We start from the raw sequence: 16,944 nt of genomic DNA, 5'->3' as shown, positions 1-16,944 counted from the left end.
ACAGAGACGTGAAGCGATTACTATCATTTTCATTACTGCTGCTGTGTGCAGTGGCCATGACGGCTGCCGACATACGCATCACCGTGACGGAGAAGAAAAGTCATGAGCCCATCATCATGGGTACCGTCATGCTGAACCCCATCGGACTGGGCGTGGTGACCAATATGGAGGGCGTGGCCGTGCTCAGCAACGTGCCCAACGGACAATACACGCTGGCAGTGAGCTACGTGGGCTTTCAGACCCGCCAGATACAAGTACGCGTGGACGGCAAGGACCTCGCCATGAAGGTGGAGCTGGAAGAGGCGTCACTGACACTGAAGGAGGTGAGCGTCACCGCTCGCCAGAACATCAGCGGTGCCTCGACATCGAGCGTCATTGGCCGACAGGCCATCGACCACCTGCAGGCCACCTCGCTGGCAGATATCATGCAGTTGGTGCCCGGCCAACTGATGGGCAACAACGACCTGACATCGGCCTCGAACCTGCAGTTGCGACAGCTGGTGAACAACAACACGTCTGCCTTTGGCTCGAGCATTGTGATTGACGGTGTGCCCATGTCTAACAATGGTGCTCTGCAGCAAGGCTCGTTCTCTTCGGCGGCCTTCACGGGTACCGACCTGCGCCAGGTGGCTGCCGACGACATCGACGAGGTGGAAGTGGTGAGAGGTATTCCCTCGGCGGAATATGGCGACCTGACCAGCGGACTGGTGGTGGTGCACTCGAAGGTGGGCGTCACCCCCTGGCAGTTTAAGAGCAAGATCAACCCAGGCATGATGAACTACAGCCTGGGCAAGGGTGAGAACATCGGCAAGATGGGCGTGGTGAACGGCAGTCTGGACTACGCACAGGCATGGGGCGACCCACGCATGAAGACGCGCTCGTTCCACCGCTACACGGCCACCCTGGGATGGGGCTACGACATCAACAGCCGCTGGCACACCAACACCAAGGTGCGCTACATGCAGGCCAAAGACTGGACGGGCAAGGATCCCGATGCCATTGCCGACGGCACCTACTCGGAGTCGAAGAACCAGACATTCTCGCTGACACACAACGGCAAACTGCAACTGAACAAGTTGCTGGCACGCACCGTTTCCTATACCATCGGTGTCAGTCTGACGCAGAACGACAGTCGCAACGCGTCGTTTGCCAGCGTCAGCTCGGGACTTTTGCCCATCATCACGGCCACAGAGACTGGCTACTACGTGGTGCCGTTTGAGACTCGCTCCTATCTGGCGACAGGTATCACGGAGAGTCGCCCTGGAAATATTTACGCCAAGGTGAGCGATCAGTTCTTCTTCCGCTCGGGGAAGACTCGCCAGTCGTTTAAGATTGGCGTTGACTATCACTACGACTGGAACAACGGACGCGGCTACTACAACGGCGACGAGCGCTATCCGCTGCGCCCCAACAGCGACGGACGCCCGCGTGCCTTCAGCGACATCCCTGCCCTACACCAACTGGCAGCCTATGCCGAGGACATGTTCACGTGGAATATTAATAAGGTGAACCGACTAAGGGCCACTGCCGGTGTGCGCTTCACGGCCTTGCAACCTTTTGGCAAGGTGGCAACAACGGCACTTTCACCTCGTATCAACGCCTCTTTCACCGTAACGAAGTGGCTGGACCTGCGTGCCGGCTTCGGCATGAACTCGAAAACGCCCGGACTGAGCTACCTCTATCCTGACAAGAAATACAACGACCGTGTGTCGGCCAACTACATGCCACAAGACGGTTCGGCACAACTGCTGGCCTACCACACACAGGTCTATGAGGTGGCCTACTCGAAGAACATGAAGAATGCCACCACTACGAAAGTGGAACTGGGCGTGGACTTCAAACTGCGTGGCGGCAAGAAACTGTCGCTGCTGGCCTACCGTGACAAGACACCCAACGGGTTTGGTCCGGTGACCAACTATTTCACTTATGCCGTCAACCACTTTGCCACCGTGCCCCCATTGGATGCCAGTGGCAACTATGACTTCACAAGAGGCTACGACCGTCAGGACATCATCGCCATGACAACAGGCGAGATAGGCAACACGAACACCACCGTGAACCGCGGTGTGGAAGCCGACATGGACTTTGGCACGGTGAAGATGCTGCGCACCTCGTTCTACCTGAGCGGTGCCTGGCAGGAGACCAAGACATGGTCCACCGACCTGAACAGCCAGTCGCCCAAGGCGGCCTTATTGCCCACAGCCTATTCGAGCATCGGCACAACGCCTTTCAAGGTGATCTATCCCTCGGGCTTGGACTATTCGAAATACCGCCGCTTTGTGACCACACTGCGCACGGTGACACACATCCCAGAACTGGGTATGGTGGCCTCGCTCACAGCACAGGCCATCTGGCAAGACTGGCACTCCAGCTATCAGGCCGACAAAGACCCCATCGGATGGATTGACAACGACCTGCAGCGTCATGACATCACCAGCGAGATGCTGAACGGCTACCTGGGCATGGATGCGAAATACTATGCAGCGAAGCCTACCGGACAAAGCAGCGTGGCCATACAGGACCTGCTGATACGCGTCAGTGACAACGAGCCTTCGAAGGCACCCGTCACCTGGAACCTGCAGGCGCGTCTGACAAAGGAACTGGGCAAGGTGGGCGGACTGTCGTTCTACGTCAACAACGCCCTCTACTACGAGCCCTACATGAAGGGCAACAACACCAGCACGCTGAGTCAGCGAAATGTTGGCATGAGTTTTGGTGCCGAACTTTATCTGAACTTATAAGCACATGAAGAAGAATATACTAGCCCTTTTACCCACCATACTGCTCGTGGCCTGCGTTGACTATCAGGACGTGAGCCACGCCATCGACGCACAGGTGCAACTGCAGATGCCGGCAGAATTTACTCAGGGCCATGACTACGAGGGCCATGACATCGTGATGACCATAGGCGACAAGACTCTGACTGCACAAACAGATGCCAACGGCATTGCCACCTTCAAGGCACTGATACCCGACATCTATGGCATATCTACCTCGTGGTCGATCAGCAAGGCGCAATATGAACAACTGACAGGACACGTGCTGACAGCCAACGGATGCACCGTGTCGGGCAGTCTGAACGAACAGCTCATCTCGGATGCGCAACAAGGTAAACCCATCGTGCTGCCTACATTCCTGGCCATCAAGCGCGATATTGTGATCAGCAAGATAGCCTCGGCTGGTTCGAAAGACCAGAACAACCGCAACTATATGGCCGGTAAGTATCTGGAACTCTACAACCAGGCCGATGAGACGGTGGATGCCAGTGGCCTGTATATCGGACTGCTTGACTCGACGAACCCGCAGCCTTTCACGCTCGACAACCTGCATGAGGTGTACAACGACGCCTATGTGGTGGTGAAGCAGGTGTTCCAGATTCCTGCCGACAAGCCCTACCCCGTGGCTCCCGGTGGTACGATACTGATTACCAACAGTGCGACGGACCACAGTGACATCAACGCAACTGAGCACGACCTGAGCGGTGCCGACTTCGAAGCGAAAGACGCCACGGGAAAAACCGTCAACAACCCTGCCACGCCGGCACTGCTGACTGCCTTCTCATCGACCAACGCCAACGCAACAATGAACCTGGTGCAGGGCGGTCCTTGCGGCGTGATCATCTTCAGAACCAGCGAGGACCTGACCGACTGGAAGCGCGACTATGCCTATGGCAAGACGTCGGGCATGATGTACCTGATGGTGCCTCGCGAACTGGTACTCGACGGTGTGGACTATCTGAAGAACAAAGCCACCGGCGTGGATATCAGTGCGAAGCGTCTCTATACCGACATCGATGCCGGCTACGCCCATATTGAAGCCACCAACGGTTATACCGGCGAGGTGGTGTATCGTCGTACGGAAAGCATTGCCACCGATGGTCACAAGATACTGATGGACACGAACAACAGCTTGAACGACTTCAAAGTTTCAACCACTATTAAACCCCGTGAATATGATGAATAGACGACTGACACTATCACTACTGGCACTGCTGGCTGCATATTCACAGGCACAGGAGAACAACTACCGCTATGCCGACGCTACACAGGCATGGAGACTGACCAACAATGCGGCTGCACTGGGACTGGACTCTACGGAGAACAGGGGCTATGCGCTCTTTAACGCCGATCATCAGAGCGGCGACTATAAACGGGTGCAGGAGGGATTGCCGACGAACCAGTTGCGATTCAAGACGGAGCGCTATCAGACGATTGGCAAATACCTGCACGGCTATGGTCGCTTTGACTTCGACTATGGCAGAGAGAAGAACAGAGCATGGTGCGACGTGATGCGCCCCTACGATGCGAACCCATACATGGCAGGAAGCGCCATCAAGGGGAAATACGACTTTCAGGACTTTGACTTCACAGCTGCTTTAGGAACAGTTGACCTGAACAACTGGCGCTACGGCCTCAGACTGGACTACAAGGTGGGCGACCTGAGCCGCCTGCGCGATCCGCGTTCCCGCTCGCAACTGCTGGACTACAAGCTTTCACCATCGGTCGTGCATACCATGGGAAGGCACACCGTTGGTCTCAGCGCCAGCTACCAGCGCCGCAAGGAGAAAATCACAGGCGTCACCACCGTGCAGCAAGACCCCACGTTGAAGTATTACCTGATGACGGGCATGGAACATGCCGAGGGAACGACTGGCGGTTATAGCAGTTTCGCACGTGAATGGGTGGATCACACCTTTGCAGCAGAGATTAGCTATGGCTATCGACATGCGGATGGACATTCCGTTGTTGCTGCAAGCATAGCGAGAGACAACGAGTATGTGTATGGTCAATATAAGTATGAACCGGGACGCTTCACCGGATTCACCTATGCACTTGATGCACACCACCGCAGCAAGGAGGGCCGTCTGCTTCATCAGCTGGATCTTCATGTGAGCTATCGCCAAGCCTATGCCGACGAATACCGGCAGAAGCTGCAACAGGAAAAGGATGCAAAGACGGGGTTCACCTCTTTTTATTATACGAACCTGATGACCTTCAAGAAGCGTTACCAGGTGAATTGTTTCGAGGCAAACATGCGCTACAGAGCGCATCTGACCAGTCAAAAAGATGAGAAAGCCTACTTCGGAGCCTCTATTTCCCTCAACGACAACGAGAACAAGTACCTGTTGCCCACATCAAGACTGTCACACGGAGGCACGTTGCTACTGACAGAAGGTGGCACCGCCATCGGCAAAAGGCTTTGGATAGATGCCGAAGTAGGCGGTTTCCTGTCACAAGAAGCTGCACTTAGCCTGGCAGACCCTGACACGGACTATGCCCAACAGGTGTTGCTAACCGACATGAACTACTACCGGGCCAACTACTGGACAGGGAAAGTGGCTGTGAGCTATCAGTTCCCACTGACGCTGAAAGGACAGACGTCCTGGTGGTTTGTGCGTGCCTACGGAAGCTATGTCAGGGCTAACGGACAGATGGACTGTCGCTGTATAGGACTGAGCATCGGACTCTATAATTAAGATTTTTTGGCAACTGAGATATTAAACCGACAGGCCTTGAGCCCGTCAAGAAAATGATTGTATAAACTAAGAAAAAAGGATAAAATGAAGAAAACAAAGATGACACTTGTCAGCGCAGCAGCTCTGCTGATGCTGGCTACCATGTTTCAAAGTGCGAAACCCGAGGAAGTGATGACCAAACAGGACGGCATGTACGTGATTAACACCACCACCCTGGGCAAAAAAGTGACCGGATATGTAGGTGCAACACCGCTGAAAGTCTATATTCAAAAAAACAAAGTGGTTAAGATTGAGGCACTGAAGAACCAGGAGACGCCTAAGTTCTTTGCCAAAGTGAAGCGCGAAATGCTCAGCAAATGGAATGGTATGAAAGTGAACGATGCACTGAATGCAAAAGTTGATGGCGTCACTGGTGCCACGTTCTCGTCGGAAGCCGTGAAGGACAATGTTCGTTTGGCACTGGAGTACTATAAGAAGAACAAGTAAAAAGTGTGTGTTTGTTTTGGAGTTTCGAAGATTATTCGTAACTTTGCCCTCTGTAACAAATACAATATGAAATTATAAAAGCTATGGCAACACCTGTTGAATTCAAGTACGCCCCAATGTTTCAGTTGGGCGAGGATAAGACCGAGTATAGACTTTTGAGCAAGGAAGGCGTTAGCGTCAGCCAGTTCGAAGGCAAAGAGATTGTAAAAGTATCTAAGGAAGCACTGACACTGCTGGCACAGCAGGCTTTCCACGACGTGGAGTTTATGCTGCGTCGCGAGCACAACCTGCAGGTGGCTCAGATCCTGAACGATCCCGAAGCCTCAGAGAACGACAAGTATGTAGCGCTGCAATTCCTGCGCAATGCCGATGTGGCAGCTAAGGGCGTTCTGCCTTTCTGTCAGGACACGGGTACAGCTATTATCCACGGTGAGAAGGGTCAGCAGGTATGGACTGGCTTTGAAGACGAAGAAGCGCTGAGCCTGGGTGTGTTCAACACCTTCACACAGGACAACCTGCGCTATTCACAGAACGCACCTCTGAACATGTATGACGAGGTGAACACCCGTTGCAACCTGCCCGCACAGATTGACATTGAAGCCACTGAGGGTGCTGAATACAAGTTCGTGATGGTGGCAAAAGGTGGTGGCTCGGCCAACAAGACCTACTTCTACCCCATGACCAAGGCTACAATCCAGAACGAAGGCACGCTGATCCCCTTCCTGGTAGAGAAGATGAAGTCACTGGGCACAGCTGCTTGTCCTCCTTATCACATCGCATTTGTAATCGGTGGTACATCGGCTGAGAAGAACTTGCTGACGGTGAAGCTGGCTTCTATCAAGTACTACGACTCACTGCCCACTACAGGTGATGAGACAGGTCGCGCCTTCCGCGATATTGACTTGGAGAAGAAGTTGCTGGAAGAGGCCCACAAAATTGGACTCGGCGCACAGTTTGGCGGTAAGTATCTGGCTCACGACATCCGCGTGGTTCGTCTGCCCCGTCACGGTGCAAGCTGTCCTATCGGTATGGGTGTGTCTTGCTCGGCAGACCGCAACATCAAGGCAAAGATCAACAAGGACGGTATCTGGCTGGAGAAGATGGACTCTAACCCCTGCGAACTGATTCCTGCAGAATATGCTAAGCCTGGTGAGGGTTCTAAGGGTATCGAGATTGACCTGAATGAGGGTATCGACGCTGTACGCAAGGAACTGTCTAAGTATCCTGTCAGCACTCGTGTTAACCTGAAGGGTACCATCATCGTGGCTCGCGATATTGCCCACGCTAAACTGAAGGCTCGTCTGGATGCTGGCGAAGGCATGCCCGAATACTTCAAGAAGTATCCCGTGCTCTATGCTGGTCCTGCTAAGACACCAGAGGGTTATCCCTGTGGTTCGATGGGCCCAACAACTGCCAACCGCATGGATCCATACGTTGACGAGTTCCAGGACAACGGTGCATCGCTGGTAATGATTGCCAAGGGTAACCGTTCACAAGTAGTGACCGATGCCTGCAAGAAGCACGGCGGTTTCTATCTAGGTACCATCGGTGGCGTGGCTGCCGTTCTCTCACAGAGCTCGATCAAAAGCATCGAATGCGTAGAGTATCCCGAACTGGGAATGGAGGCTATCTGGAAGATTGACGTAGAAGACTTCCCCGCATTCATCCTTGTAGATGATAAGGGCAACGACTTCTTCCAGACACTGAAGCCCTGGACACCCTGTCAGAAATAATATCAAGCTCACATGAAAAGGATTCCCGCCTTTTTGATAGGGGCAATTTTTCCCCTTCTTCTCACGGCGCAGAACGTTGAGAGAGGTGGCTGTATGCCAGACTTCGATACAGAAGCAACGCATCAGCACCGTGCAAGAAAGAAGCTTCCTCCTATCAAAAAGGATTGGGATTCCACTCGTGTGTATAAACACCCGGTAGTGCTTTTGAACTTCAAAGGCGACTCTACCTACTTCACTAAAAATCACACCAAAGCCTATTACGACTCGCTTTTTAATGCTCATGGCTTCAACGAGCGTGATGGCAAAGGTTGTATTGCCGACTATTTCCGTGAACAGTCGAATGGCTTATTAAACCTAAAATTCGATGTCTTTGGTCCTTATGAGGTTTCACAGAAAGCACAACGCAGAAAGAACCCGACAGAAAACACCAAAGACTATAATAAAGAAGCCTTAGGAGAAGCCCTGAATGCTTTTGTGGCAGAGAATGCAGACTTGGATTTTAGTCAATATGACTGGAACGGCGACAAGAGCATAGAGCAAGTCATCTTTGTATATGCAGGCACCAGTGGCAATATCAATAGTCCCTTATGCTGGGGCCACATCTGGCCACACACCAGCTTTTTAGACACCACCATTACCACAAAAAGCGGCTATCAACTTTCAGACTATACTTGCAGCGGAGAGATATGGCCTAACAACGCTTCTTACGGCTTAGGCACTATTTGTCATGAATACAGCCACTTTTTGGGATTACCCGACCTTTACCCTGTGAATGGTTGGCGGTATTCTGCCGTCGATGAATGGGACCTGATGGACGGTGGCAACTTCACAAACTACGGATGGTGCCCGCCCAACTACTCTCCCATGCAGAAGATGCTGCTGGGATGGGCTAAGCCTATTGAGTTGACCAATCCGACAAGCATCGTCAACCTGAAACCTATTTCGCAAGGTGGTGAGTGCTACAAAATCAGCCATTCGGACGACGAGTTTTACCTTTTGGAAAACAGGCAATGGGAAGGATGGGATGCAGGATTGCCAGGGAAAGGACTGGTGATCTATCACGTCTATTACCTTCCCAACGAATGGGCAGGAAATACCGTAAACAACACGGAAGGCCAACTGCACTATGAGCTTGTGAATGCCGACGACCTGGACTTCAGCGAATGGGAACAATTGCTGAAACAAAGAGATTGGAGCGCTTATCAGAATAGCCGCAGGCGAAACAATTATCACCTTAGCTCTTCTGCCTACCCCTGTATCACAGATTCTATTTCTTTGAGGAACGACAGCCTGACAAATACGTCGGTGCCCGCCAGCGTGATGATTACCAGAAATGCTGCAGGCGAGAACCTACTGTCTAAGCCTATTACGGATATACGAATGACGGAAGATGGCCTCATCTCGTTCAACTTCATGGGAGGTGATCCCGAAATACTGGAAGTAAAGCACCCATTTAACGACCGTAAAGTGGCACTTTACTATCAATTAGACGGCACTTTACGCCAACAAAACAGTAAGAAAGGGATTTATATCCTAAGAAGAGAAGACGGAAAAATGATTAAATTCGTAAAATAGCAACCAAACAAAACTGTAAAAATCATGAGATTAATTATTGAACCTAATTATGATTTGATGTCACAATGGGCAGCAAATCATGTGATTGAGAGAATTAACGCTGCTAACCCTACAAAAGAAAAGCCTTTTGTATTAGGACTTCCTACCGGTTCTTCGCCTATCGGCATGTATAGAGCCTTGGTAAAAGCCTATCTGGATGAAAGAGTATCGTTCAAGAATGTGGTGACATTCAACATGGACGAATATGTAGGACTGCCTGAAGATCACCCCGAAAGTTATCACTCATTTATGTTCTCGAACCTCTTTGACCATATCGACTGTCCCAAAGAGAACATCCACATTCTGAATGGTAACGCCAAGGATTTGGATGCCGAGTGTGCTCATTACGAACAGATGATCGAGGAAGCCGGCGGCATAGACCTTTTCTTAGGTGGTATAGGTCCCGACGGTCACATTGCATTCAATGAGCCAGGTTCAAGCCTGAGCAGCCGTACACGTCAGAAGACGCTGACCACCGATACCATCATTGCCAACAGTCGTTTCTTTGACAACGACATCAACAAGGTGCCTAAGACCGCTCTGACCGTAGGTGTTGGAACTGTGATGGCTGCCAAGGAAGTGATGATCCTGGTAAACGGTCATGCTAAATGTCGCGCTCTGCAAGCTGCCGTAGAAGGAAGCGTGAACCACATGTGGACTATCAGTGCACTGCAGATGCACCAGCACGGCATCATCGTGGCAGATGATGCTGCCTGCGAAGAACTGAAGGTTGGTACCTATCGTTACTTCAAGGATATAGAAAAAAATAACCTGCTGTAGTCAAACAGCAGGTTATTAAGAACCATATTAGTCGAGCTCTTCGTCAGCCTCGTAGCCTCCCATTTCGCGGATGGCATTTTTCAGCATCGTATATTGCTGATAGAGGTGGTTGACGGGGAGCTCGCCTTTTGTATAGTCGTGCATAGGGCTCTTCAGGAAGAAGCTGAGGAAGCGCTGTATGCCATAACGACCGGCACGAGCAGCCAAGTCACTCAGCAGACAGAGGTCCAGACAGAGTGGTGCGGCCAAGATAGAGTCGCGGCAGAGGAAGTTGATCTTGATCTGCATGGGATAGCCCATCCAGCCAAAGATATCAATATTATCCCATCCTTCCTTATTGTCGTTGCGAGGGGGATAATAGTTGATGCGCACCTTATGATAATACTGTGTGTCCTCATCGTTGCCATGACCATAGAGGTCGGGCTGCAAATCAGGACGCAGGATGGTCTCGAGGGTTGACAACTTGGAAACCTCTTTCGTACGGAAGTTAGCAGGCTCGTCGAGCACCAGACCATCGCGGTTGCCCAGGATATTGGTAGAGAACCAACCATTCAAGCCCAGGCAACGTGTGCCAATAATGGGCGAGAAGCCACTCTTCACCAATGTCTGACCTGTCTTAAAGTCCTTACCGGCAATAGGCATCTTTGTCTTTTCAGCCAACTCCCACATAGCAGGAATATCGACAGTGGTGTTGGGAGCACCCATGATGAAGGGAGCACCCTCGGTAAGGGCAGCATAGGCATAACACATAGAGGGAGCCACGTGCTCGCGATCGTCGGCCTTCATAGCCTTCTCGAGTGCTTCAAGTGTACCATGTACAGGCTCATAAACGGGCACATAGATCTCGGTAGAAGCAGCCCAGAGCACTACGATACGTGCGCAGTTGTTGGCAGCCTTGAAGTTGCGGATATCCTCACGCAACTGCTCTACCATCTCCCAACGTGTCTTGCAGTCCTTCACGTTGTCACCATCAAGTCTTTTAGCATAGTTCTTGTCGAAAGCGGCAGGCATGGGAACGATCTTCTCCAGTTCCTCACGTACCGGCATGATGTCCTTTTCCTTGAGCACCTCGCAATACATAGCACTCTGGAAAGCATTCTGAGGATAGACATCCCAACAGCCAAACACAATATCATCGAGCTTGGCCATTGGCACGATCTCATCATACTTCAAGTACTTTGCATCAGCACCACGGCCCACGCGCATCTTGTCATACTGCGTCATAGAACCAATGGGCTTAGTCAGGCCTTTACGAGCCATCAGAACACCAGTCATGAAAGTTGTGGCGACAGCACCATTACCCACAACCATGATGCCGAGTTTACCCTCGGCTGGTTTTACAGTTGATTGTTTCATTGTTTTAATTTGTATTGGTTAAATAAACATTACTTACTATTATCTATCTTAGAATGACGCCCTAAACGTAAATTTCACAATCTGCTTATGAGCGGTGGGCAACTCATTATAGCTGAGTCGTCGAATATACTCCACATGGAGGAGTTTGAAAATGTTGTGTATGCCTACAGATACCTCCCAGTAAGGACGGCTCTTATCCATCACATGACTACCCTCGGGGAACATCATCAGGACATCGCTCGACTGGTTCTCTGCCAAGAATGGATTGTTTTTATCCGACAAGCTTCCCCACAACATCTTAGCGCTGATAAACTCGCGCCATTTCAGACGCTTGAGGAAAGGAATGCGGTTAAACAGTTTGCCGTTAAGGTCCCAGTCGGCCATCACAGAGATGTAACGGTCGTTCAGGAACTCCATATTATTAATCAGGTTGAAAGTCTCGTCCTCGAGCACATAGCCTAAGTTAGCTACAGGCATAATCAGCAAGGGATAAGGCACCTGATTCCACTGGGCACCAAACTTGGTTCTGACGCCAAACTTACCCCAGTTCATGGGCAGCCAGAAGCGTTTGTAGAACTCACCCTCAGTGAAGTTATAACGATACTGTCCACCCAGCACGCCATCGAAGCCCATGGTATGCTGCAAGCGGAACACTGGCGCGTCAAGTGAGAGCGGCCAACGGTGCTGTTTGGTATTGATGAAGGTCTCGCCAGGAGCCAGTCGGAATCCCACAGTAGCTTCGGTATAGCGCATAGACTGAGGGCCTAAGCCGGTCATCTTTGGCTGCTTAAAGTACTGCGTATTATGATCACTAATAGCCTCAAGCTTGGTGAACGACAGATTGCCTATAGGCTGTAGCTTTTCAGTTTTTACATTACCAAAGAGCTTCAGTCCCCACTCCATCTCATAGTCAATACCAAGCTGCTGTCTGTTATAGAGGAACATCTTGTCCATCTCGGCAAACTTCAGTGAGGTGAACAGGTTGTCTTTATCGGTCTGGATAAACTTATCGCTGGCCAACATCACGTCGCGCATGGACTCGAAGTACATCGCCTTGCGCGGAAACTCGCGAGGCAGATAGCCAGGACGGTTGAACGTATAAGTGAGCTGTGCATCATAGTAGTTCTGATTCGACTCCATACCACGGGCATAATAGCCTTTCAAGAACAGATGCGGATGCAGGTTTGCCGTTGTCTGGGCCGAAGCACGCAAGCGCCACTTATCAAAGAAATTCTGGGAAACGATCGTATTGATAGGTCCGATATCCACTTTCGATGGATGGTCCTTAGTGCCTGTATCTACGAAGTTCTCTACAAGAGCTCTCAAAGCAAAGATGGCATACTTGAATCCTTTGATCTGCTGCAGGTTCTTCACAAAACTATCCATTGAGCTTTCACTCTTTGTCAGTTCTACCTGGCGATATTTAGCCCAGAAATCATCATCTTGCATCTCGGCATAGGCATCCTTTAGCACTTTCTTCTTACCTCTCAACAACTGGCGCGGCACCTCTGTGAAATCATAGTCACTATGGCGTGTCGTACGCACCACAATGAACTTCGACAATAGCTTAGAGAGATAGAGTTCCACCATCATGTCATCTACCGTCAGGACCCAGTCGCCATTAGGTTGCTTGGTGTATTCCTGAATGCTCTGCATGTTCTCCACCCAGTTCACACTGGTAGTCTTCGGAATGGTCAGCTCGCAACGCTTCACTTGATAACTGGAGTCATCAAGCACATACAAACGACCACGAAAACCAAAGTCCTGCTGATTGTTGGGGGTAAAGTCAAGCATGATACAACGATCAGTGCCTACCATCGTAGTATCCGAGATATAATAACGATAAAATGCTATAGCGTCTTTTCCGATAGGACTGGTAAACGGATATTGGAACAGACGGATATCATCCTCGTAGATGTCGATATCCGTAAAACATTCGGCCATTACCTGATTGATAATATCGCCCGTCTGGAAAAGGTCGTTGACACCCGTTGACGTCTCACCTTTGATGATACTTTTCTCTGTATGCGGGTCGCGACGATAGATCTCCTGCGTTACCTTTTCTTCTACCGACAGTGGCAATATGAGCTTATTGTTATAGGAGCTCACCTCCACCTGATTAAGCAACCAGGGGTGACGCTGAAACAGTTTCGACTCGAGGGTATCCAACTTCAGATCGTTCAGTCCGAACATAATCTTCTGATAGTTGTTATACTGATAATAGTCATGATTCTTCAGATCGGTCTTCTTCCTTGCGGCAATCACTTTCTTCATCAGTTCTACAGCAGGGTTGTTCTTACGACTGTACTTCGATCTTTTCTTCGAACTGACCTTCACTTCCTCAAGCACCTTCGAGTTAGGCTTCAAACGAACAATCAGATTCGCAGGCGTCTTATTATCTATATTTATCACCTTGGGGCTATAGCCAACAGCGCTGACCGTCAATCGCCATCCATGATGACGTTCAATCTTAAAATATCCTAAGCTATCAGCGCGAACAGCCACCTTGTTGCTGCGATAAATGATGCTAGCCATTGAAACAGGCTTACCATTACCGGCATCTATTACGTGTCCCGTAATCTGAGCCTGTGCTTCAACAGCTACCATCAGCATCAGCAGTATTAGCAAGATGGCTGACATTCTTAATCTTTGTGTTATCCTTCTCATATGATGCGGCAAAGTTAGCAATTAATTTGCTTTGCGCAAAACTTTTCCGTCACGGAAAGTGTTCTTTTTTACTTTTTTCAGAAAACCAAACGTCTTTTTTTAGTTATGGAACACCAATCCATCTCCAAACTCATCGACCACAATCGGTTTTTCTCGGTCTATTTCCTCTGCCAGAATCTTCTTCGACAGGTCGTTGAGCAGATACTGTTGGATAGCTCGCTTCACGGGTCGTGCTCCAAAGTCGGGATCATAGCCCTCTTCCGCCAGCCATGCCACAGCATGATCGCTGACTTGCAACTGGAAACCTTGTGGCTCCAACATCTTCTGTACACGTCCTAGTTGCAGACGAACCACCTGAGCTATCTCTTCTTTCGACAACTGCTGGAAGGTGATGATCTCGTCAATACGATTCAGGAACTCGGGACGCATGTTCAGTCGGAGCTGCTCGCGCGAAGCATTACTTGTCATTATGATAATGGTGTTCTTGAAATCGGCCGTACGTCCCTTGTTATCAGTCAGACGACCGTCGTCCAGCACCTGCAACAAGATGTTGAACACATCGGGATGTGCCTTCTCTATCTCGTCGAAGAGTACCACGCTATAAGGCTTGCGACGCACTGCCTCCGTCAGTTGTCCACCCTCATCATAACCGATATATCCCGGAGGCGCACCAATGAGTCGGCTGACCGTATGTTTCTCCTGATACTCAGACATGTCGATACGCGTCATCATCGTCTCATCATTGAACAGGTATTCTGCCAGTGCCTTTGCCAGCTCCGTCTTACCAACACCCGTGGTACCAAGGAAGATGAATGAAGCAATCGGTCGCTTGGGATCTTGCAGTCCTGCACGTGAACGACGCACAGCATCACTCACGGCCGTGATAGCCTCCTCCTGACCAATCACACGCTTATGCAGTTCCTCTTCCAGATGCAATAGTTTCTCGCGTTCGCTCTGCATCATGCGGGTCACGGGGATGCCCGTCCAACGGCTCACCACCTCAGCTATATCATCGGCCGTAACCTCTTCACGCACCAGCGAGTTGCCGCCTTGTGCGCTGGACAGCTGATTTTGAATAGCCTTGATATCATCCTCCAGAACCTTCAGTTTCGAATAGCGGATCTCTGCCACCTTACCATAATCGCCCTCGCGCTCAGCACGCTCAGCCTCCAACTTCAGGTTCTCCATTTCCTGTTTATCCTGTTGGATCTTATTAATAAGTTGGCGTTCGCCTTCCCACTTGGCACGGAATTGCGTCTCTTGCTCTTTCAGTTCTGCAATCTCTTTATCCAACTGAGCGATCTTAGGCTGATCACCCTCACGTTTGATTGCTTCCCGCTCTATCTCCAACTGAGCCAAACGACGCATAATCTCGTCCAGTTCCTCAGGCACCGAGTCGCGCTCCATACGCAACTTGGCAGCAGCCTCATCCATCAAGTCGATAGCCTTATCCGGCAGGAAACGCTCTGTGATATAGCGTTCCGACAGTTGTACGGCTGCAATACAAGCATCATCCTGTATTCTCACCTTGTGATGATTCTCGTAGCGCTCTTTCAGACCACGCAGAATAGAGATGGCCGAGAGTTCATCCGGCTCATCCACCATCACCGTCTGGAAACGACGCTCCAGCGCTTTGTCCTTCTCAAAATACTTCTGATACTCATTGAGCGTCGTAGCACCGATAGAACGCAGTTCACCTCGTGCCAACGCAGGTTTCAGAATGTTAGCAGCATCCATAGCGCCTTCACCCTTTCCTGCACCTACCAAGGTGTGTATCTCATCGATAAACAGGATGATGCGGCCCTCAGAAGCCGTGACTTCGTTGACAACACTCTTCAGGCGTTCCTCGAACTCACCCTTATACTTCGCGCCAGCCACCAGAGCACCCATGTCAAGCGAGAAGAGCTGCTTATCTTTCAAGTTCTCTGGCACGTCACCACGTACGATACGCTGAGCCAGTCCTTCCACAATAGCCGTTTTACCCGTACCAGGTTCACCTATTAAAATAGGATTATTCTTCGTACGACGTGAGAGGATCTGCAGCACACGACGGATTTCATCATCACGACCAATCACTGGGTCGAGCTTTCCTGCACGGGCCAGGTCCACCAGGTTCTTGGCGTACTTCTCCAACGACTGATAGTTGTCATCTGCACTCTGGCTTTGCACCTTCTGTCCACGACGCAGTTCCAGAATGGCCTGACGCATGTCTTTCTCGTTAGCACCGGTATCTTTCAGCATACGACTCACCGTTGAGTTAACTACAAGCAGTGCCAAAAGAATGGGTTCACAAGACACATACTCGTCGCCCATCTCTTTAGAAAAATCTTCCGCCTTCTGCAAAACCTTCTGGCTGTCGTTCGACAAATAGGGCTCCCCGCCCTGCACGCGTGCCAGGTGCTGGAGCTCTTGCGAAACCAGCACGTCTAACTGCTGCACATTGATACCCAACTTCTGGAACACGAAGTTGGTGATGTCTTGCGCCTTATCCATCAGAGCCTTCAACAAGTGAACAGGCTCAATGGACTGTTGACTGTTCTTGCGAGCTATGTTCACAGCCTGCTGAATAGTCTCCTGCGCTTTGATTGTAAACTTTTCAAATGTCATAATATTCTCCTTTCCAATTATTTAATTCGTTCTACCCAAGTTCCTCAAACTGTATGCCCAAGCCCAAACACAGACAAAACGACAATCAGGTATGACAATTTGTCACCACCAGACAAGCGCCCTCAGCAGCCAAGCACTCGTCTTATTTCGTTAAACTTTCTTTTTTTAACGCTACATTCCCCCCGTGTATCAATATTTATTTGTAACTTTGCTCAAAATGTGAGC

10 protein-coding genes are annotated in these 16,944 nt (G+C 50.4%); 7 read left to right on the top strand and 3 right to left on the bottom strand.

The annotated features are described in order from the left end of the window. Positions 1-56 precede the first annotated feature (56 nt). The 7 genes from T433_RS0101730 to nagB all read left to right on the top strand — a co-directional run bounded on the left by T433_RS0101730 (position 57) and on the right by nagB (position 10,089). Entirely contained in the window at positions 57-2,741 is a 2,685-nt protein-coding gene (locus T433_RS0101730) for a TonB-dependent receptor (RefSeq protein WP_044109002.1), read from the top strand. Positions 2,742-2,745: 4 nt separating this feature from the next. Then, a complete protein-coding gene (locus T433_RS0101725) occupies positions 2,746-3,963 on the top strand; it encodes a DUF4876 domain-containing protein (protein WP_027454614.1) in 1,218 nt (405 codons plus the stop codon). After that, entirely contained in the window at positions 3,953-5,476 is a 1,524-nt protein-coding gene (locus T433_RS0101720) for a DUF6850 family outer membrane beta-barrel protein (RefSeq protein ID WP_027454613.1), read from the top strand. Before T433_RS0101725 ends, T433_RS0101720 begins: the two co-directional genes overlap by 11 nt. Positions 5,477-5,560: 84 nt before the next feature. After that, positions 5,561-5,962 carry an FMN-binding protein gene (locus T433_RS0101715; RefSeq protein WP_027454612.1) on the top strand — a complete coding sequence of 134 codons (402 nt, stop codon included), beginning with the start codon at positions 5,561-5,563 and terminating at the stop codon, positions 5,960-5,962. An 83-nt stretch (positions 5,963-6,045) separates the two neighbouring features. Continuing rightward, a complete protein-coding gene (locus T433_RS0101710; RefSeq protein ID WP_027449169.1) occupies positions 6,046-7,695 on the top strand; it encodes a fumarate hydratase in 1,650 nt (549 codons plus the stop codon). Between the two features lie 93 nt (positions 7,696-7,788). Further along, positions 7,789-9,270 carry a M6 family metalloprotease domain-containing protein gene (locus T433_RS0101705; protein ID WP_027454611.1) on the top strand — a complete coding sequence of 494 codons (1,482 nt, stop codon included), beginning with the start codon at positions 7,789-7,791 and terminating at the stop codon, positions 9,268-9,270. A 24-nt stretch (positions 9,271-9,294) separates the two neighbouring features. After that, a complete protein-coding gene (nagB, locus tag T433_RS0101700) occupies positions 9,295-10,089 on the top strand; it encodes a glucosamine-6-phosphate deaminase (protein WP_027454610.1) in 795 nt (264 codons plus the stop codon). Between the two features lie 27 nt (positions 10,090-10,116). Here the strand turns inward: nagB and T433_RS0101695 are convergent, their stop codons facing one another. From T433_RS0101695 to clpB, 3 genes are all read right to left on the bottom strand, one after another. Continuing rightward, a complete protein-coding gene (locus tag T433_RS0101695; protein WP_027454609.1) occupies positions 10,117-11,445 on the bottom strand; it encodes an inositol-3-phosphate synthase in 1,329 nt (442 codons plus the stop codon). Positions 11,446-11,493: 48 nt separating this feature from the next. Further along, the gene (locus tag T433_RS0101690; RefSeq protein WP_044109000.1) at positions 11,494-14,085 is read right to left on the bottom strand and encodes a DUF5686 family protein; all 2,592 of its coding nucleotides are present in this window, start codon (positions 14,083-14,085) and stop codon (positions 11,494-11,496) included. A 126-nt stretch (positions 14,086-14,211) separates the two neighbouring features. Further along, positions 14,212-16,719: an ATP-dependent chaperone ClpB gene (gene clpB, locus T433_RS0101685; RefSeq protein WP_027454607.1), complete on the bottom strand. Its 2,508-nt coding sequence runs from the start codon at positions 16,717-16,719 to the stop codon at positions 14,212-14,214. Positions 16,720-16,944: the final 225 nt, after the last annotated feature.

The organism is Xylanibacter brevis ATCC 19188, from assembly GCF_000621725.1.
In the GTDB taxonomy this organism is placed as follows: domain Bacteria; phylum Bacteroidota; class Bacteroidia; order Bacteroidales; family Bacteroidaceae; genus Prevotella; species Prevotella brevis.
This window is presented reverse-complemented; position numbering and strand designations above follow the sequence as displayed.